This is a genomic window from Streptomyces sp. 4N124, assembly GCF_052245395.1.
Taxonomy (GTDB): Bacteria; Actinomycetota; Actinomycetes; order Streptomycetales; family Streptomycetaceae; genus Streptomyces.
This window is the reverse complement of the sequence record NZ_JBQQBS010000008.1, coordinates 144,594-162,210: the sequence shown is the minus strand read 5'-3', so window position 1 is coordinate 162,210 and position 17,617 is coordinate 144,594. Positions and strand designations below refer to the sequence as shown.

The 17,617-nt window shown below is 67.0% G+C and carries 17 protein-coding genes and 3 pseudogenes; 13 read left to right on the top strand and 7 right to left on the bottom strand.

All coding sequences use genetic code 11. The features are described from left to right. Positions 1-46 precede the first annotated feature (46 nt). The 3 genes and pseudogenes from ACTWQO_RS10975 to ACTWQO_RS10965 form a co-directional block, all read left to right on the top strand. Entirely contained in the window at positions 47-934 is an 888-nt protein-coding gene (locus tag ACTWQO_RS10975; RefSeq protein WP_443237031.1) for a PaaX family transcriptional regulator, read from the top strand. A 317-nt stretch (positions 935-1,251) separates the two neighbouring features. Next, the gene (locus tag ACTWQO_RS10970; RefSeq protein WP_443237030.1) at positions 1,252-2,124 is read left to right on the top strand and encodes a tyrosine-type recombinase/integrase; all 873 of its coding nucleotides are present in this window, start codon (positions 1,252-1,254) and stop codon (positions 2,122-2,124) included. 48 nt (positions 2,125-2,172) lie between these two features. Further along, a pseudogene (locus tag ACTWQO_RS10965) lies at positions 2,173-2,397 on the top strand (tyrosine-type recombinase/integrase); the annotation flags it as partial. Positions 2,398-2,821: 424 nt separating this feature from the next. On the opposite strand, the gene ACTWQO_RS10960 reads toward ACTWQO_RS10965, so the two are convergent. From ACTWQO_RS10960 to ACTWQO_RS10940, 5 genes are all read right to left on the bottom strand, one after another. Beyond that, on the bottom strand, positions 2,822-3,691 hold the full coding sequence (locus tag ACTWQO_RS10960) for a GNAT family N-acetyltransferase (RefSeq protein WP_443237029.1): 870 nt from the start codon (positions 3,689-3,691) through the stop codon (positions 2,822-2,824). A gap of 83 nt (positions 3,692-3,774) precedes the next feature. Continuing rightward, positions 3,775-3,942 (bottom strand): hypothetical protein, encoded by a 168-nt coding sequence (locus ACTWQO_RS10955; protein WP_328370336.1) that lies wholly within the window; start codon positions 3,940-3,942, stop codon positions 3,775-3,777. After that, complete coding sequence (locus tag ACTWQO_RS10950) at positions 3,942-5,066, bottom strand: radical SAM protein (RefSeq protein WP_443237028.1); 1,125 nt, start codon at positions 5,064-5,066, stop codon at positions 3,942-3,944. The genes ACTWQO_RS10955 and ACTWQO_RS10950 overlap by 1 nt, the downstream gene beginning before the upstream one ends. 412 nt (positions 5,067-5,478) lie before the next feature. Continuing rightward, a complete protein-coding gene (locus ACTWQO_RS10945) occupies positions 5,479-5,880 on the bottom strand; it encodes a hypothetical protein (RefSeq protein WP_443237027.1) in 402 nt (133 codons plus the stop codon). Further along, entirely contained in the window at positions 5,870-6,223 is a 354-nt protein-coding gene (locus tag ACTWQO_RS10940) for a hypothetical protein (RefSeq protein WP_443237026.1), read from the bottom strand. The genes ACTWQO_RS10945 and ACTWQO_RS10940 overlap by 11 nt, the downstream gene beginning before the upstream one ends. Positions 6,224-6,417: 194 nt before the next feature. Between ACTWQO_RS10940 and ACTWQO_RS10935 the strand changes: the two genes are divergently transcribed. From ACTWQO_RS10935 to ACTWQO_RS10915, 5 genes are all read left to right on the top strand, one after another. Next, positions 6,418-6,837, top strand: coding sequence for a hypothetical protein (locus ACTWQO_RS10935; RefSeq protein WP_443237025.1), 420 nt, complete (start codon positions 6,418-6,420; stop codon positions 6,835-6,837). Further along, positions 6,797-7,321, top strand: coding sequence for a DUF6879 family protein (locus tag ACTWQO_RS10930; protein ID WP_443237024.1), 525 nt, complete (start codon positions 6,797-6,799; stop codon positions 7,319-7,321). The genes ACTWQO_RS10935 and ACTWQO_RS10930 overlap by 41 nt, the downstream gene beginning before the upstream one ends. Positions 7,322-7,328: 7 nt before the next feature. Beyond that, a complete protein-coding gene (locus ACTWQO_RS10925) occupies positions 7,329-8,183 on the top strand; it encodes a helix-turn-helix domain-containing protein (RefSeq protein WP_443237023.1) in 855 nt (284 codons plus the stop codon). Positions 8,184-8,192: 9 nt separating this feature from the next. Further along, positions 8,193-8,375: a DUF397 domain-containing protein gene (locus ACTWQO_RS10920; protein ID WP_443237022.1), complete on the top strand. Its 183-nt coding sequence runs from the start codon at positions 8,193-8,195 to the stop codon at positions 8,373-8,375. A 198-nt stretch (positions 8,376-8,573) separates the two neighbouring features. Next, a complete protein-coding gene (locus tag ACTWQO_RS10915) occupies positions 8,574-9,491 on the top strand; it encodes a DUF5655 domain-containing protein (RefSeq protein ID WP_443237021.1) in 918 nt (305 codons plus the stop codon). 93 nt (positions 9,492-9,584) lie between these two features. On the opposite strand, the pseudogene ACTWQO_RS10910 reads toward ACTWQO_RS10915, so the two are convergent. Then, a pseudogene (locus ACTWQO_RS10910) lies at positions 9,585-9,953 on the bottom strand (DNA-methyltransferase); the annotation flags it as partial. Positions 9,954-10,176: 223 nt separating this feature from the next. Then, positions 10,177-10,344, bottom strand: coding sequence for a hypothetical protein (locus ACTWQO_RS10905; protein ID WP_443237020.1), 168 nt, complete (start codon positions 10,342-10,344; stop codon positions 10,177-10,179). Positions 10,345-10,501: 157 nt separating this feature from the next. Here ACTWQO_RS10905 and ACTWQO_RS10900 point away from each other — a divergent pair, with 157 nt between their 5' ends. The 5 genes and pseudogenes from ACTWQO_RS10900 (at position 10,502) to ACTWQO_RS10880 (ending at position 17,615) form a co-directional block, all read left to right on the top strand. Then, positions 10,502-10,942, top strand: coding sequence for a pyridoxamine 5'-phosphate oxidase family protein (locus ACTWQO_RS10900; RefSeq protein WP_443237019.1), 441 nt, complete (start codon positions 10,502-10,504; stop codon positions 10,940-10,942). 791 nt (positions 10,943-11,733) lie between these two features. Then, a protein-coding gene (locus ACTWQO_RS10895; RefSeq protein WP_443237018.1) for an IS630 family transposase occupies positions 11,734-12,803 on the top strand; the annotation gives its coding sequence in 2 pieces (ribosomal slippage) (positions 11,734-12,217 and positions 12,217-12,803; 1,071 coding nt in all). Positions 12,804-13,179: 376 nt separating this feature from the next. Continuing rightward, complete coding sequence (locus ACTWQO_RS10890; protein ID WP_443237017.1) at positions 13,180-15,414, top strand: MMPL family transporter; 2,235 nt, start codon at positions 13,180-13,182, stop codon at positions 15,412-15,414. A 325-nt stretch (positions 15,415-15,739) separates the two neighbouring features. Further along, a pseudogene (locus ACTWQO_RS10885) lies at positions 15,740-16,522 on the top strand (DMT family transporter); the annotation flags it as partial. A gap of 163 nt (positions 16,523-16,685) precedes the next feature. Continuing rightward, positions 16,686-17,615 carry an SGNH/GDSL hydrolase family protein gene (locus tag ACTWQO_RS10880; protein WP_443237016.1) on the top strand — a complete coding sequence of 310 codons (930 nt, stop codon included), beginning with the start codon at positions 16,686-16,688 and terminating at the stop codon, positions 17,613-17,615. Positions 17,616-17,617: the final 2 nt, after the last annotated feature.

Sequence of the window (17,617 nt, the reverse complement as noted above, 5' to 3'; positions counted from 1 at the left end):
CGCGCCGCCTGCTCGCCGCATGTCCGGCGACCGTACCCTGGCTCGGGTGAACGTGAACGCCGAGCCCCAAGGGGATCTCCAGGACCCGCCGGGCTCGCCCGACTCCCCGGCCCGACCGGGGAGTTCCACAGCGCGCCCGCAGTCACTTCTGCTCGCCTTCTTCGGCAACCACGCCCTGGACGAGCGCCCGCTCTGCGTCTACTCGGGCAGCGTCATCGACGTCCTCGCCCGGGTCGGCGTCGGCGAACAGGCCGTCCGTTCCACGCTCACCCGCATGGTCAACCGCGGTCTGCTGGTGCGCCGGCGGCAGGGGCGCCGCATGTACTTCGGCCTGACCCCGCTCGCCATCCAGATCCTGCAGGACGGCGGCCGGCGGATCTGGGAGACCAGCGCGGTCAACGACGACTGGGACGGCACCTGGACGCTGATCGGCTTCTCCCTCCCCGAGTCCTGGCAGCGCCGACGCCACGATCTCCGCTCGCGCCTCACCTGGGCCGGATTCGGCCCCCTCTACAACGGTCTGTGGATCGCCCCCGGTCGCATGGACGTCTCCGACGTGATCACCGAGCTCCAACTGTCCGCGTACGTCAAGGTCTTCCGCGCCCGCGCCGACGAGGCGACCGACATCGGCCTCATGGTCCGCGACACATGGGACCTGGACTCCCTCGCCGCCCGCTACACCGACTTCACCCGACGCTGGAGCGCCCTACCGGATCCGGGCACCGACGACGCCATCGCCACCCGGCTGCGGCTGGTCAGCGAGTGGCTCCGGATCATCCGTACCGATCCGCGGCTGCCCGGACGGCATCTTCCGCCCGACTGGCCGGCCCGGCGGGCCGAGGAGACCTTCCGCCGGGTCGCCGCCGCGACCGAGGCGCCGGCCCGCGCGATGGCCTGCGCCATCCTGGACACCATTCCGCTGGGCACGTCCTGATATCAGGAAGCGACCGCACCCCGACGCCGGGCAAACCCCTGAACGCCCTCGCCGGCCGCGCAGGCCCCGGTCGGTGACGACGTTTGCGTGCCCCTGCTCCGCCGCGCGTGACCTTCGCTGTCGCAAGGTCGATACTGCCGACAACAGGGGCTCCGACCACAAGGCCACGGAGCACCCGCAGACAGCGCAGGCACCAGGCATCCCACTTGCCGGTCTCACCAGGAGGTTCCCATGAAGATGTTGATCAACGTCTCGTAATTTGGTGCGGCCGCAGGTCAGGACCATGCTGAGGGCTCGTTGGTCAGCAAACTCCCAGCATGAGTCAGGAGACGTGCACGTTGGCGACCCAGCTCATACGTGGGATGGGCAGCTGCTTCAAGCTCTGCGCCTGTTCCCGTCAGACCCGATGCCCCCACCCTTACGCCATTCGCTATCGCGATTCAACAGGCCGCCAACGCGAGGAGACGGGGTACTCGACGCAGCAATCTGCGATCGAGCGGCTCACCAAGGTCTACAACGAGAAGATCAACACTCCGCGTCAGCAGGCGGACCTCAAACGCGAGATCGGAAAACAACGCTTCGGGACGTATGCCTCCACGTGGCTCACCCGACAGCGACACTACGCCCCCGGTAGTGTCCGCACGGTCAACCAGGTCCTCAACAACCACGTTCTTCCGGTTCTGGAATCCCGCCGGATGAACACCTTCACCTCGACCGTCGTCGAAGACTTCATCATGTCGATGGAGGAACGTTCCGTCGGCCTGGCCGCGCAGCAGAACTCCTTCGACACGCTCAAGAAGATCCTCCTCGACGCACGTCGCCGGGGAGGCATCACCGAGGACCCGTTCGACGGGGTCATACCGCCCGAGTACATCCCTCAGAAGATCACCATTCCGACGCTGGACGAAATCCACGCCCTCAAGGCGGTCGCCAGCGACGGCCTCGTCGTCGTCATCGACCTGATGTCGGGCTGCGGTCTCCGCAACGGAGAAGCCTACGCAGCCAACCTGGAGCGGATGGTCGCGGACGACGTCTACCGGATCACCGAGCAGATCGAGGGAAAGACGCGTGAGCGGTCACGCCTCAAGCACCGCAAGCCAGGAGAGTTCCGCGAAACTCCCATGCCCTGCACCGTTCGCGAGTCGCTCCTGCGGTACGAGAAGAACCACGGCGCGTCTACAGACGGGTAGCTTCTCCGGACCCAGCGGTCCGCCTATTGGGCACACACCACGCTCGAATACCAGTGGAACATTGCGAAGAAGAGGGCCGGCATTACGAGGAGGCTGACGACCTACTCTTTGCGCCACTTCTTCGCGTCAAACTGCTTGTCCAGGGGAATACCCATCACGGACGTGGCGGAGTGGATGGGGCACAAGAACATCAACATGACCTTCAAGATCTACCGCCACCTCATGCCGGCGTCGATCGGCCGAGCCGCTCGGATTCTCAACGAAGGCCTCTGAACGTGAAAGGGCCGGGCTTTCACCCGGCCCTTTCACGCAACCTTCTGCTGCTGTGCCCATCGGTCAAGATCCGCGATCTTGAACTTCAACTTACCGCCGAAGTAGTACCTGGGGATGCCATGCCGTTGGGACTCTTCGATACATCCAACGCTCAGTCATGTCGAGATAGGCGGCCGCATCAGCGACCCCCACGTACTGGCGATCCATCCATTCCTCCTCGTCACGCTCACGGGAGGTATACACAACGTTTCCGGCCGCACCCAACGAAAGGTCGTCACGTCATCCAAGCCCGGGCACCGCGTTGGTACCACGGAACCTGTTCCGGTGCTCACAGCCTGCGGCCGGACGTCGCACACGGATCTCCGCCAGCGATGTTCCGGGGCGGGTCGACGGCGCCCAGGTGCTCGGTTGCACAGCGGTAAGCTCAAGCGGCCTGCCAGTAGATGAAGCCGAGCGAGGTGAGTCCTTCGGACCGACAGAGGCGATCCGAAGGGCCACCGGCCTCCGTTTGGAGGAGCTGGTAAGCAGCCCCATTGACCTGGCCCCAGTGCATCGCCGCCCGCCACAGCAGACGCCCCAGTCCTGCGCCGCGGTGCTCTGGGAGGACACCGAAATACTGCGGCATCAGTTGTGGGGTACCGATCGCGTCGGGACGGATCTCCATCGGGCCGATAGCGCCAGCCACCCTGCCGTCCACGACGGCGGTCAGGACTGGGCCGACCGTTCCGGCCTGCATCTGTTCATAGAGAAAGACGAAGCCGTCGGATGCCATCTGCTCGGCGAAGTCGGCGAAGGTACCTCGTACGCCCGCCGGCCATTCGTCGATGGAACGAACTGGGCCATCCGGAGGCAGGCAGAGGGCCGTCCTGAAGTCCTTGAGCTGGATGCGCGTACCGCGGCCGCCCGGAGACTCGGGGCCGAGGAACCGTACGACGCGTGACTTGCTGGCACCGTGTTCGGCGGACAGCTTCTGGGCGAGCTCGGTGGCGGCGAGGACGCTGCTTGGCTCGATGCCGTAGAGGTGGACCTTGATCATGCCGACACCGCGCCGGGACAGCGTGGGGATCAACGTCTCACTGGACCGATGCACGATGCTCTCGACGAGGACGGTTTCGTCCTTGCTGTCGGACCAGCGGATGTCCTTGTCGTACCGCAGGAACCACCGATCGGTGGAGGCCGCGGTCAGGGTGTCCGTGAACAGATCCTCGGTCAGTACGGACGGGTGGACCGGCCCGATCGTCGGCACGTAGGGCGCCAGCACCACTGGACGGAGCCAGTCCCAGCGGAATCGCATTGCTTCAGGGTACTCATCTCGTGCTCAGGTCTCAGGCCCCGACGCGGATGCGCCAGGGCCTGAGGGCAGGTGACCGAAGAGGGTCAGTTCGGGTTGTCGTCGCCGGCGGCGCAGGAGCAGGCGCTGCCCTCCATAAGGGCGTCGGCGTCGACCTCGATGACGACCGCCGTGGTCGCAACGAGCGTAGTGGGCAGGGCCGGGCGGATGGCCGGCGGACGGCGGGTCTGGATCTCGACGGGAACGGGACTCATTAGTGCACCATCTCCTTGGTGTCTCCGTGCTGGCAGTAGGTGTTCAGCGGTGCCTTCGCCTCCTGGTAGACCTTGGCGAGCGGTCGGCACACCCGGCAGGTACCGGAGAGCGAACAGCCCGAGCAGCCACCGGTGCGAAGCATGAGCCGATCGGAGATCTCTCCGAGTCGGTGAAGGCCGTCGATGCCCTCGGTCATGAGGTCGATCTGGTCATCGCGTCCGATCTTGCAGATGGAGACCTTGGCGTGCGGGTCGGCATGGAAGAAGGTCACGCCCGCGTTGCAGCCTTGGAAGACCGGTCGCCTGCGCAGGTGCTCGGTGGACTGAACGAGCAGCGGCTCACCCTTGCCGGAAAAGGTCGGCTGCATGTTGGTGTAGACGTGGTGGTCGAGGCCCCAGCTTTGAGCCAGGGCCACCATGGCGTCGACCTCGTGGGCGTTGTCCTCCGTCACTACGACGGACACTCGCAGGGGCAGGCCGGCATTGCGGGCCGCGGCCATGCCCCTCTGGAAGTTCTTCCACGCGCCTTTGCGCTGGGTGAGCTCGTCGAAGGACTCCTCCGTCGCGCCGTACATGCTGACGACGACGCGGTATGGCGGGCAGTCCCGGAACAGCCGCAGCAGCGCAGGTTTCCACAGGCGCGAGGCGTTGGTCGAGACCGTGAGCATCATGCCCTGGCGGTACGCGTACCGGTAGGCGCCCTCGAAGTCGGGATCGACTGTCGGCTCCCCGCCCGTGATCTGGAGCCAGAGCACCCCGGAGTCACGGACGATGTCGATCAGCTTGACCTTGTCGTCCCAGCCCAGGCCGGCGAGGGGGCGCTCGCCGAGGTAGCAGTGCTTGCAGCCGAAGTTGCAGTAGAGATTGATCTCCCAACTCGCCCGGGCGAAGGCGAGTTCGGTCGGTTCACGCACCAGGAGTGCCTCCTGGGATGCCTGGCCGTCCAGGTCAAGGTCCCATGCTTCGGCCGCGGTGGCCACCAGCCAATCGGGCACGCGGTCGTCGGCCCGGGCATATTGCCGTAGGTCCTCGTAATGCTCGGCCGGCAGGCGCACGCACGCGGTACTCCCAGGCCGGACGGCCAGGTAGCCGTCCAGGAACGGGCTGACGATCAGCCGGTGCATCCTGTACCTCTTCTCTTGAGACTGATCCCGCCCCTGCTGCGACCTGTCCTTCTGAGGTGGGGAAACCTCCAGTTCGAGCAGCAGGGGCGGGATCAGGTATGGGGCCGGTCCAGGGCGTAGCTGTCCGCTACGCCCTGGACCGGCAGTCCTGGGAGCGGCGTTGTAGCCGGCCACTGATCAGGAGGACGGAACTCATCCGCGGATGTGGCTCCTCCGCGGCGACGGACGGCTCGTTCGCTCATCGTCCAGTGGAGCTGTTCGAGCCGGAACACACACCGTTGGCAGGCGAACAGCGGGAAGACCACGTCGGCCACCGCAATGTCCCCGACTTCTGCTACCGGAACACCGGTCTGCTCGCACTTGAAGCAGCTGCCCACCTGCCAATCGAAGCGCCCCCGCAGTTCCTCCGGTCTCAGCCCCATGGCATGCCTCCGGACGGCCGGTGTGGCAGTGGCTTACCGCCGGCGACAGTCACGAACAGCACCGGGCGGGCGTGCCACACAAAGGAGAACGGCTCCGCCACCAGGGGCAGCGTGAATTCCGCGCCCTTTTCAAGGGCCGACACGGCGCCTTCCCACCACGGGTCGCTTCGGTCGACGAGACGGTCAACGAGGTACGGCCCGACGACCGAGGCGATAATGCGGATGTTGAGGCGGGCCCACCGCACGGCCGACTCAGGAGTGCGCTGCGAGGCAGACCGGATCCGCTCTCCATCGGCGTGACGCCACTCGCACCAGAAGCCCGGCTGGGGCTTACCGACGGTGCTCATGAACGCGGACGAGCGGTGAAGCAGCATGGGGTGATCAGGTCGCATGGTGGCTCGGCTCCGTGTAGATCCACAACAGACGCCGGGCCACGTTGGCCACGTCGCGCATATAGACGAAAGCGTTGAAGGCCGCGGTCTCCTTCGTGGGGCGGCTCGTTAGGTCCAGTAGCCGGTAGGCCTGTCTGAACAGGTCTCTGACATCGGAATCTTCGTCGGCACCGAGCTCCTGGGCGAGGAGTTGGTTCAGGTGCTTGATGACGAGCGTCGTTCTGGTATCGATGTCCTCGCGGGTCGAGGTCCCGAGCTGCATCCGGAGGGCGGCGTCGGTGCAGTGCGCCATCAACTCCGCATCGACCGTTGGAGCCTCGGGTTCGTTGGTCACGGTGGCCACCACACATCTCCCCTCGGTGCCGCACGGCGCGGCTTCCTTGCTTGCTCGGGTTCGAGAACGACCGTAGGACTGCCGTCTTCCAACTCCCAAGAAGATTGCGCGAGTTTGCGGCAAGTCGATTGACGGCCTCGAATATGCCCTCGACCATCGAGGCATCGCGCAAATCAGCGCAAGACAGCAGACAGGAGAGCGCCATGCAGCTACGGTTCCTTGGTAAGAACTCCACCGTGGGCGACTGCCCGACCCTGTACGCCACGGACCGGGATACGTACCTCGTCCAGGGCTGGAAGATCTTCGCGAACGACCTGCTGATGCAACTCGACATTCCCGAGGGTCAGACAGCAGTAGAAGTACCGACGGAGCTGTTCGAGTTCCTGAAGGAGGACGGACTGGCAGCCGGCGAGTTCAGGCAGATCGAGGATCCGATCATGGTCCTCACGCCCGGTGGCACGTACGTCGTCCAAGGCCTGGAGGTCACCGACCCCGAGGCGCTGTCCCAGATGGAGATTCCGGACTACGAGACCGTGGTCGAGGTCCCCAAAGCCGCGATCACCGCCCTATTGGAGGAACCGCGTGGAGTTGATCTCCAGCGCCAAGCGCAACCGGCTCTTTGAGACCTTCACGAAGGACGCCTTCCATCTGGAGCTGAGGGACGACTACTCCGTGCCGGACGAGGACGGGCCGTTCGAGTGCTGGCTTCGGGGAGATCCGGTCGACTACTCGTACATGGAGCCGTGGGCGCAGCTCATCAAGCGCGCCTCCCAAAAGGGCAAGACCGTCCGTCGCGTGCGCGTTGTCACCGAGCCCCACTCCCCCTACATCCAGTGGGAGTACGCCGCCACTCCGCACAACGAGCAGGCTGGCGAGGAGATCCGTTGGCTGCCGCGTCACTTGCTTCCCGACGAGCTGGCCTTCCCCGTCGACGGCAACGACTGGTGGCTGTTCGACGGTCGCCTCCTGGCCGTGGGGCACTTCGACAGCGACGGCCGCGTGCTCGGCTCGGAGCTGGTCGAGGCTCCCGAGGCCGTTGCTGAGTGCGTCCGAGTCCGCGATCTGCTCTGGGAACTGGCCATCCCGCACCGCGAGTACAAGCCCTGAACCATCCGTGAGCAACCAAGCACAAGAAACGCGCGAGGCACTGGGTGCCCGGTTGCGCGGCTTCCGGAAGGATGCCGGATTCACCAGCGGCCGGGCCCTGGCACGTGCCCTCAACTGGCAAGAGTCCAAGGTCTCTCGCCTTGAGCACGGCAAGCAGAACGCCAGCGAGCAAGACATCAGGGCCTGGTGCACGGCGACCCGGCAAGAGCAACACATCGAGGACCTGATCGCCACGGTTCGCCACATTGATGAGCTGTGGCTTGAGTGGCGCCGGCAGGTCCAGACGGGCGCCGAGACCAGACAGAAGAAGTCCCTACCGGTCTATGCCAAGACCAAGGTCTTCCGGATCTGGCACCCCAACATGATCTGGGGGACCTTCCAGACAGCGGACTACGCCGCCGAGATCTTCCAACAGGCCGTCAGTTTCCTGGAGTTCCCCAACGACACAGAGGCCGCCGTCGGCAAGCGTCTAGAACGGCAGCGGTACCTCTATGAGGGCAACCGGATCTACAACGTGCTCCTCGGCGAACAGGCCTTGTACTCCAACGTAGGCGGGCCAGAGGTCATGAAGGCTCAACTCGACCGCCTCCTGGCCCTGATGGGACTGCCCCGCGTGAGCCTCGGCATCGTCCCCCGTGCCGCAGCCACCGAGATTTGGCTCGGTCACGGCTTCTCCATGTTCGACGACAAGCTCGTTCTGGTGGAGACCTACTCGGCAGAGTTCTCAGTAACCCAGCCACGAGAGATCGACCTGTATGCCAAGGCCTTCGCCCTGTTGAAGCAGTCCGCGGTCTACGGCACGGCCGTCCGTGACCTCATCCTCACCGCCACCCGACATTTTGATCAGATGCCGAACGACTAGGAGAGCACCATGCCCCCTGTGACCCCAAAGTGGCGTACCAGCTCCTACACGGGCACAGAGAACTGCGTTGAAGTGGCCGACAGTGAACCGGGATTGGTGATGGTGCGGGACACCAAGGCCCGCAGTCACGGAATCCTGGCCATCCAGCCCGCAGCTTGGGCGGTTTTCGTCGAGTTCGCCAAGAACGGATAGCAAAGACGGCCGCACCTGGACGTTCACGTCGTGTCGGCAAAGGAAGTAGTCGGCCCGGCTGATGCCACGCGATCCCACGGCATCGAAGGTCCAATCGTGACCGGCTCAGCCCGTACGGCTGGAGCAGGATCTGGGGAATAGACCTCTCTTCACCGCGATTGTCCATACGCAGTGATCAAGGTGGAGTCGGGGAGGGGCATGAGCAACCTGAAGGTCTTCAGGCTGCGAGGTGGGCGAGCTACCGAGATATCTGGGGCGTCCGTGGGGGTGGAACGCGAGCTGCAGACGCTGATCGAGGCCAACATGGAGACCATGCTCGGTATCCGCTTCCTGGTGACCGAGTACCGCACCGGACGTCACCGTGGCCGGATCGACTCCCTCGGCTTGGACGAGAGCGGGACACCAGTCATCGTGGAGTACAAGCGCTCCCGCGACCAGAACGTCATCAACCAGGGGCTCTCCTACCTGTCATGGCTCCACGACCACCACCATGAGTTCGAGAGTCTGGTCAAGAACAAGTTCGGCGCTGAGGCCGCTGCCGAGATCGACTGGAGCAATCCCCGGATCGTCTGCGTCGCTGGGGCTTTCACACGCCACGACACCGTGGCGATCGAGATGATCGGCCGCAGGATCGACCTGGTGATGTATCGGATCTTCGACGACGTGCTCACGCTGCAGCTCGTTGCCACGATTGCCGGTGTCGCTGCTCCGTCAGGACGGACGATCCTCGACGCCCCCCGATCCTCGAGTTCGCCCGCTCCCAAGTCGGTGCAGCAGTACCTCGACGAGGCGCCTCAGGACCTCAAGGACCTCTACTGGGATCTGGACGAAGTGCTCCTGTCACACGGTGACATGCAGAAGGAGACCCAGCAGCACTACATCGCGTACCGACGGATCAAGAACGTCGCCACCGTGCGCATCCAGCCGCGCAACCGAGTGCTCGTGGTGAACCTGAGACTGGATCCGGACTCGGTCGAGCTGCACGACGGTTTCTCGCGAGATATTCGCGGGCTGGGGTGTCTCGGCATCCGGGAGGGCGTCGAGATACGGATCGGGTCGCGTGCGGACCTCGCGCGGTCCAGTGCCCTGATCCAACACAGCGTCGAGGCATCCTGACTCCCTCACGCACAATGGCGGTTGCGCCACCGCTTTACGGTGATGCAACCGCCTTTTCCTGTGCCATCGCCCCGGTGATGGAGCTTCTCGCTCTCACTCCTCGGGCCCAACGAGTTCGAAGTCATTCTGCGTCAGGGCAGCACGCAGGCGCTCCTCCGCGATGTCTGCGTAGTGCTCGGAGAGTTCGATGCCGATGAACTTGCGGCCTTCTCGGAGGGCGGCTACACCCGTGCTCCCGGAGCCGGTGAAGGGGTCGAGGACGGTTCCGTCCGGCGGACAGATCTTCACGAGTTCCTGCATCACCTCGACAGGCTTCTGGGTGATGTGCACGCGGTCCTTCCTCGGCTGGCTCGCTGTGTAAAGACCCGGGAGGTAGACGGGGTTGCGGTTGGCGTCGACGGGCCCCTTGGTTCCCCACACGATGTACTCGCACGACTGCTTGTGTCGGCCCTTCTGGGGCCGGAGCCGGGCGCCAGCCACCACGGGTCAACGATGTTCGGGTCCCCAAACGGCGCTCATGGAGGTGATCGCAAACGCAGAGACCAACACCGCAGAAGGGCGCACGCCGACCTCAGCAACCGAGCCGCGAGGACACGCAAGACCCTCTCCGGACTCACGGAAATCGCTAGCGCGAACGGACCAACGACCCGGCGAAGCTCCTGCGGGAACAGTCTCGGACCCTACGTCAGGCCCACATGAGATCAAGGCCGGAAAGCTGCCCCTCAAGGCACGACAGGGCGGGTTCGCCATCCTCAACAAAACCTAAGAAATCGACCATTACCGATTTTCGATCATGGCCCTGAACTGCTGATTCACTTGCGGTCATATTGGTCACCGCAACAACAACCGACATGCACTTCTGTTATGTTTCCGAGATATTCAGTGGGGGTGCAACATGGGCGTTTACTAACAAAAAGTGCATCCTGCTGGCACTTTGGGGTGCGAGCGCATGTGTGGAAGAGGTCACTACTGCGCCAATCTGCGCAGTACCCCGCGTTACGCTCACGGACATGCCCAGCGACATATTCAGCCAGACTTCTGAGTACTCAGCGTTTTGGAATGAGTACCACCTGTGCACACTGACCACGCTTCGCTCCGACGGAAGCCCGCATGTAGTGCCTGTCGGCGTGACCCTTGATGTCGATGCGGGAGTCGCCCGCGTTATCACACGCAAATCAAGTAAGAAGGTCGCCAATATTCAGGCGCTCCGCCCCGGCGAAGCCCGCGCAGCCGTCTGCCAGGTCGATGGAGGCCGCTGGGCCACCCTGGAAGGCACGGCCGAAGTGCTGACCGACGCAGCCGCGGTCGACAACGCCGTCACCCGCTACGCGGACCGGTACGGGCGGACGCCGGCTCCGGACCCGGAGCGCGTGGTCATCGAGATCACAATCGACCGAGCCATGGGCCAGGTGAACGCCACCCGTCCGAAGACCGCGAGTACTGCGGCCTGACCCGGCCTTGGGGCCGACGTCCTGGGCCGCTACAGCTTCACCCCGTCGATGCCGGCGTCCGGGCTGCGCCCCCCTGCGCGACCCGGACGCCGTCGGGCCGACGAGGACGACGGCGACGCGGACTACCAGGCCGGGCGCCGGGCGGGGGCCGTCACGGCTGCACCGTCGCCTGGGAAGCCGGGCATGCTAACGCCGGGCATCCGACCGGGACCCGGCGTGCCTCTGAACCCCGCACGAGGCGGTGCATCGACGGCCGCTACAGCCCGCCGCGTTCCCGCTGAAGTACGTGGTTGGCGAGCGCCTCGCGGATATCACGAAACGGCCGCGCCGGTGGCCGGACTTGAAACACACTGCGCCGGCGATGCTGATCCGGCTGCCGCGTCGGCCCGCCACCCACGCCACAGGTCTGGCCCCGCGTGGGGCCCAGGTACGCCCACGCTAGGCGCTACATAAGGCAGCCAGGCGATTTTGACGCCGACTTCCTCAACATCCCTGGAATGAGAGGCCCCGGCAGGTGGAACTGGACCCGCAACAAGCGCTTCAGCACACAGATCACCGGAACCGTCACCGTCCCGCCGGGAGGCGTCGCCGTCGTCTGCGAGCCACGCCGAACCGTCTGCCGAAGTGACCTGACCGCGATACCACACCAGGGATGCGGTCCGGTCACTTCCGCTGTGCCGGAGCGGCTGATCAGTGCAGCCGGGCGAGCAGGTGGTACCGGCCAGAGATCTTTAAGGATGCGGGTTACGGCGGGTCATGACGGTTGTCGTGGTCCGCGCAATGCTGGAGGGATGAGGTATCCCGATGGCGGTGGGCTGACGGCCGAGGAGCGGGATCGGCGTGAGCAAGTCCGGCTCGCAGCTGCTGACTTGCTCGAGGCGGGGGCCAGTGACCGGGAGGTGGCCCGGCGGTTCAGAGTGACCCGCATGTCGGCGAACCGCTGGCGTCGCGCCCTGGCTTTGGGCGGTCGGCGGACCCTGGTCTCCAAGGGTCCTGGCGGTGCCCGCTGCAAGCTTGATGCGGGTCAACTACGTGCCTTGGAAGCGGTGTTGGAGGCCGGTCCGGCCGCGTGCGGCTGGAGCGACCAGTGCTGGACGCTGGTGAGGATCGCCGAAATCGTGCGCCGCCGGTTCGGCGTCGAGTACACCCTGGCCGGGCTCGACCTGCTGCTGCACCGCATCGGCTGGAGCGTGCAGATCCCGACCCGTAAAGCCACCGAGCGGGACGAGAGAAAGATCGCCGCCTGGAAGGACGAGCAGTGGCCCGTCATAAAATGAGGGCGGCGGACTTGGGTGCCTGGCTCTGCTTCGAGGACGAGGCAGGTCAGGGCCTGAGGCCGCCCAAGGGACGTACCTGGGGCCGCCGTGGCCATACTCCGGTAGTGCAGGTCACCACCGCCGGCACCAAACGGATCTCTATGGCGGCGCTGATCTGCGTCAAGGCCGGCCGTCGGCCGCGCCTGATCTACCGCATTCACCTCGACCGCGGCCCCGCCAAGGGGCGGCGCAAGGGCTTCACCGAGACCGACTACGCCCGCCTGCTCGACGCCGCACACCAGCAACTCGGCGGTCCCGTCGTCTTGGTCTGGGACAATTTGAACACGCACGTCAGCCGCACCATGCGACGGCTGATCGCCGCGCGATTATGGCTGACCGTCTACCAGATGCCGCCGTACGCTCCCGAGCTCAACCCGGTCGAGGGCGTGTCGTCGCACCTGAAGAGATCCCTGGCCAACCTCACCAAACACAGCCTCGACCAGCTCGCCGTGCTGGTGAAGACGCGGCTGAAACGGATGCAGTACCGCCCGCACCTCGTCGAGGGGCTCATCGCCAAGACCGGACTCGACCTCCAACCGCCGTAGCCCCAGCTATTAAAGATCTCTAGCGGACGGGTCCTGACACCGCTCGCTTCCCAGCCCTGCTCCGTTGACCGACAACCTCGGTCACCAACGGGCACGAGCAAGGACCTTGCGGCTCGGCGTCGATCACCGCCGCGCGCCGTCGGGCGGAAGGCTCTCGCACCATTCCCACTCGTTTCCCATCTCGACGGGTGTAGCGGGCTACACCTCCGGTTCGGGAGGGTGCTCCCTCGTGGCGACACGCTGCCGACGGAATCGTGGAGGGCGACGGAAGGGCCCCCTCCCAGCTCCCCTATGAACAAACAGGGCGCACCCCCACAGAGGCGGTTCTTCGACTTCTCGCCGTTCCTGAACCGCTGATGTGGAGGCGTATCCCGCCATGGCAACTGTCCTTTATCGCCTGGGCCGTGTGGCTTTCCGGTGGCGCTGGTTCGTCACCTTGTTGTGGGTGGCGGTGCTGGGCGCCGCCGGTTTCGCCGCCTCCAAGGTGCCTGCCGCCGCGGACGAAGGCTTCACCATGCCCGGAATCGAGTCGCAGAAGGCGTTCGACCTGCTGGAGCAGCGTTTCCCCGGCTCGGCGGCCGACGCGGCGAGCGCCCGGATCGTGTTCGTGGCACCGAACGGTGAGAAGGTCACCGCCACCGAGAACAGAAGGACCGTCGAGCACCTCGTCGACGATGCCGCCGACGGCTCCCAGGTCGCCGGCGCCGTCGACCCCTTCCAGGCGAAGGCGGTGAGCAGGGACGGTACGACGGCGTACGCGACCGTCAGCTTCAAGGCGGGCGCCGACGACCTGACCGACGCGAGCAAGGAGCACCTGGAGCGCGCCATCGACGGGGCCCGGGACGCGGGCCTGACCGTCGAGGTCGGCGGCGACGCACTGGCCACCCAGCCCTCGGCGGGCGGCGCGGCCGAGGTGGTCGGCATCGCGGTGGCCGCTCTCGTCCTGCTGATCACCTTCGGGTCGATGGCCGCCGCCGGGCTGCCACTGCTGACCGCGATCCTCGGTGTCGGCCTCAGCATGGCCGGGATCATGGCCGTGTCGGAGGCCTTCGGCCTGTCCGAGAGCACCGGCACGCTGGCCACCATGCTCGGTCTGGCCTGCGGCATCGACTACGCCCTGTTCGTCGTCTCCCGGTACCGGGAGGAGCGTGCCAAGGGGCACCCGCCGCGGGAAGCGGCGGGTCTCGCCGCCGGTACGGCCGGTTCGGCGGTCGTCTTCGCCGGCCTCACGGTCGTCATCGCGCTGGCCGGGCTGTCCGTGGTCGGCATTCCGCTGCTCACCAAGATGGGGCTCGCCGCCGCTGCCGCGGTCCTGGTCGCGGTGCTGGTGTGCCTGACGCTGGTCCCGGCCGTCCTCGGCTTCTGGCCGAACGCCGTTCTCTCACGCGGCGCCCGCCGCAACTCCCCGCGCTACCGCAGGAAGCAGCGCAAGGAGGACAACGGCGGATCTCGCTGGGCGCGCATCGTCGTACGCCACCCGCTGCCCGTCCTGCTGCTCGGCGTCGTGGGCCTGGGTGCCGTCGCCACGCCCGTCCTGGACCTCCAGCTCGGCATGCCCGGCGACGAGGCCAAGCCCACCTCCACCACCGAGCGCCGGGCGTACGACGCCCTGGCCGAGGGCTTCGGTCCCGGCTTCAACGGGCCCTTGACCATCGTCGTGGACGCCCAGGGCTCCGCGGATGCGAAGGCGGCTGTGGCAGCGATCGCGAAGGACGTACGGGCCACGGAGGGGGTCGTGTCCGTCTCACCGGCCCGCTTCAACTCCGCCGGTGACACCGCCGTGTTCTCCGCCGTCCCGTCCACCGCGCCCACGGACGAGAAGACCAAGGATCTCGTCACCGCCATCCGCGACGAACGCCCCAGCATCGAGTCCAAGGCGGGCGCCTCCATCGAGGTCACCGGCAAGACCGCGCTGGACATCGACGTCGCCGAGAAGGTGCAGGCCTCGCTGATGCCGTATCTGGCGGTCGTGGTGGGACTCGCCATCGTCCTGCTGCTGGTCGTGTTCCGGTCTCTGCTGGTGCCCGTGAAGGCCGCGTTCGGGTTTCTGCTGTCCGTGCTGGCGGCGCTGGGTTCGGTGGTGCTGGTCTTCCAGCAGGGGCACGGCGCCGACCTGCTGGGCGTGGAGTCCACCGGGCCGATCATGAGCATGATGCCGATCTTCCTGGTGGGCATCGTCTTCGGTCTCGCCATGGACTACGAGGTGTTCCTTGTCTCGCGGGTGCGCGAGTCCTACGTCCACGGGGACGCGGCCAAGACGGCGATCGTCTCCGGGTTCAAGCACAGTGCCCGGGTGGTCGTGGCCGCCGCACTGATCATGATGGCCGTCTTCTCCGGCTTCATCGGGGCCGGCGAGTCGATGATCAAGATGATCGGGTTCGGGCTGGCCATCGCGGTCCTGTTCGACGCCTTCGTCGTCCGCATGGCGATCGTCCCCGCCGTCCTGTCCCTCCTCGGTGACAAAGCCTGGTACCTGCCCCGCTGGCTGGACCGGCTGCTGCCCGACATCGACGTCGAGGGCGAGAAGCTCAGCCGCAAGGTTTCCGCACCGACGGGTCCCGCCGCCGACTTGGACGACCGGCCGCGCGCCGAGCCCGTCCCCATCCGCTAGCGGCGACCGCGCGGCCCCTCTTGGGGCGGCCGCCTCCCGACCGGGGCCGCCGAAGCGGCGGCGGCCCCCGCGCCGCCCCCGTGGGGACAGGGGCAGCGCGATCCCGGGCCCGGTAGCCGGAGCTTCCCCCAGCTCCGGCCGCCGGGCTCGTGGACTTGGCCGGGGGCGCGGGGTGTAGCGCGCTACACCCCCGCCTCGAGAGAGCGCTCCCTCGTCCCGGCCGCCAGCCCAGGGAATCGTGGACGACACAGCAGGACGTCCCGCAAGCTCCGCTGCGCAGGCCGGACTTCACCAGCCGCAACACCCCCTCGACTGGAGCCCCGCGATGAACATCACGGTCGCCGTGGTACTGGCGCTCGCCTCCATCGCCGCCTACGCCGCCGCGGCCACGACGCAGCACCGTGTCGCCTCCGCCGACGGGCATGAGCTGCGGCACATGTTGACCAGTCCTGCCTGGTGGGCGTCGAACGCCGCCAATGCCACGGGCGCGGCGCTGCACGTCACTGCCCTCAAGTACGGTCGGCTCACCCTGGTCCAGTGCCTCGGCTCGCTGACCGTCGTAGCCGCCGTCCCGATCGCCGCCCGCGGTGCCGGACGCTGTGTCAGCGGTGGCGAATGGCACGGCATGGCGCTCGCCCTCGCCGGGTTCGCCGCCCTGCTCCCGCTCACCGCGACCGGCGGGGACTCCACGGGCGTCCTCACCACCCCGGCCGCCGTGGCCGTCGCGATCACCGCCTCCCTCGTCGTCCCGCTCGCCCTGTCGGTCCGCACCGGCACCCCGCGCACCCTGGCCCTGGCGGCGGCCTCCGGGATCGCCTCCGGCACCGGCTCCGCGCTCGCCCAGACGGTCCTGCACACCGACCGTCTGCCGACCTGGCAGACCGCGCTGGTGGCTGTCCCGGCCGTCGCCCTGGCCGTGGCCGGTCTGCTGCTGTCCCAGACCGCCTACATCGGCGGGCTCGGCGCTCCCCTCGCCACCCTCACCCTGGCCAACCCTCTGGCCGCATCCGCCATCGGCCTCACCCTCCTCGGCGAGCACATCCACGGCGGCCTCCTCGGCATCGCCCTGGCCCTCACCGGCGCAACGCTCGCCGCCCGCGGAATCCTCCACCTCGCCCGCCCCACCACCGCCTTCCCCGCAGCGGACGACGCCCGGGCCCCCGGGGCACATGGCCCCGCCCGCACTGCTCCGGCCCCGCGGCCCCCGGCGATCGGCCGCCTTACGTACCCGCGCCTCGCGGGAGTGACCGAACTGGAAGGCAGACCCTTTGATGGCACCTCACATCCGGACCGTACTGGTCGGCGTCCTCGTCACCTGCGGCACGCTGGCCACCGTGGTCGGCGTCGCCCGGAACGAGCACGACCAGGCCCAAGCCGCCCCCGCTGCGAAAGGCCCGTACGTCGCCCTCGGCGACTCCTACACCGCCGGCCCGAAGATCCCCGGCCAGACGGGCACCCCGGCCGGCTGCGACCGCTCCGACCACAACTACCCGGCACTGGTCGCCCCCCGGCTCGGCGTGAAGGACACCGGCTTCCGCGATGTCAGCTGCAGCGGCGCCACCACCGCCGACCTCACCAGACCCCAGCTCACGGAACACGGCACCAACCCGCCCCAGCTCGCGGCGCTTTCGCCGAGGACCCGCCTGATCACCCTCGGCATCGGCGGCAACGACATCGGCTTCGGCTCGGTGATCAAACGGTGCGTCACGATGGGGGTGGCGTACCAGGCCCTCGGCAGCGGCAGGTACGTCCCCGAGGACGCCCCGTGCGAACGGCACTACGTCGACGGCGGCACCGACAACGTGGAGCGGGAGATCGGGGCCGCGGGCGAACGGCTGGCCGGCGCGCTGACGGAGATCAACCGCCGCGCGCCCCGGGCCCGGGTCTACGTCGTCGGCTATCCGGCGATCCTGCCCACCGACGGCAGCGGCTGCGGCGGCGTCCTGCCACTCGCGCCCGGCGATATTGGTTACCTGCGGGAGAAGGAGCAGCAGCTCAACGGGGAGCTGCGGGAGCGAGCTCAGGCATCGGGAGCGGTGTACGTCGACACGTACGGTCCGTCCGAGGGCCGCGATGCCTGCTCGGACGTGGCCACCCGCTGGATCGAACCCCTTGTCCCCAGCAGCCCTGCTGCGGCCGTCCACCCCAACGCACGCGGTGAACGCGGTATGGCGGACGCCGTGCTGGGTGTCCTCCGGTGACC

What these genes read in the sequence shown, in the direction of transcription:
- ACTWQO_RS10970 (WP_443237030.1), top strand. Translation starts at nt 1,252, where the DNA reads ATGAGTCAGGAGACGTGCACGTTGGCGACCCAGCTCATACGTGGGATG.
- ACTWQO_RS10960 (WP_443237029.1), bottom strand. Translation starts at nt 3,691, where the DNA reads ATGCGATTCCGCTGGGACTGGCTCCGTCCAGTGGTGCTGGCGCCCTAC.
- ACTWQO_RS10955 (WP_328370336.1), bottom strand. Translation starts at nt 3,942, where the DNA reads ATGAGTCCCGTTCCCGTCGAGATCCAGACCCGCCGTCCGCCGGCCATC.
- ACTWQO_RS10950 (WP_443237028.1), bottom strand. Translation starts at nt 5,066, where the DNA reads ATGCACCGGCTGATCGTCAGCCCGTTCCTGGACGGCTACCTGGCCGTC.
- ACTWQO_RS10945 (WP_443237027.1), bottom strand. Translation starts at nt 5,880, where the DNA reads ATGCGACCTGATCACCCCATGCTGCTTCACCGCTCGTCCGCGTTCATG.
- ACTWQO_RS10935 (WP_443237025.1), top strand. Translation starts at nt 6,418, where the DNA reads ATGCAGCTACGGTTCCTTGGTAAGAACTCCACCGTGGGCGACTGCCCG.
- ACTWQO_RS10920 (WP_443237022.1), top strand. Translation starts at nt 8,193, where the DNA reads ATGCCCCCTGTGACCCCAAAGTGGCGTACCAGCTCCTACACGGGCACA.
- ACTWQO_RS10915 (WP_443237021.1), top strand. Translation starts at nt 8,574, where the DNA reads ATGAGCAACCTGAAGGTCTTCAGGCTGCGAGGTGGGCGAGCTACCGAG.
- ACTWQO_RS10905 (WP_443237020.1), bottom strand. Translation starts at nt 10,344, where the DNA reads ATGTCGGTTGTTGTTGCGGTGACCAATATGACCGCAAGTGAATCAGCA.
- ACTWQO_RS10900 (WP_443237019.1), top strand. Translation starts at nt 10,502, where the DNA reads ATGCCCAGCGACATATTCAGCCAGACTTCTGAGTACTCAGCGTTTTGG.
- ACTWQO_RS10890 (WP_443237017.1), top strand. Translation starts at nt 13,180, where the DNA reads ATGGCAACTGTCCTTTATCGCCTGGGCCGTGTGGCTTTCCGGTGGCGC.
- ACTWQO_RS10880 (WP_443237016.1), top strand. Translation starts at nt 16,686, where the DNA reads ATGGCACCTCACATCCGGACCGTACTGGTCGGCGTCCTCGTCACCTGC.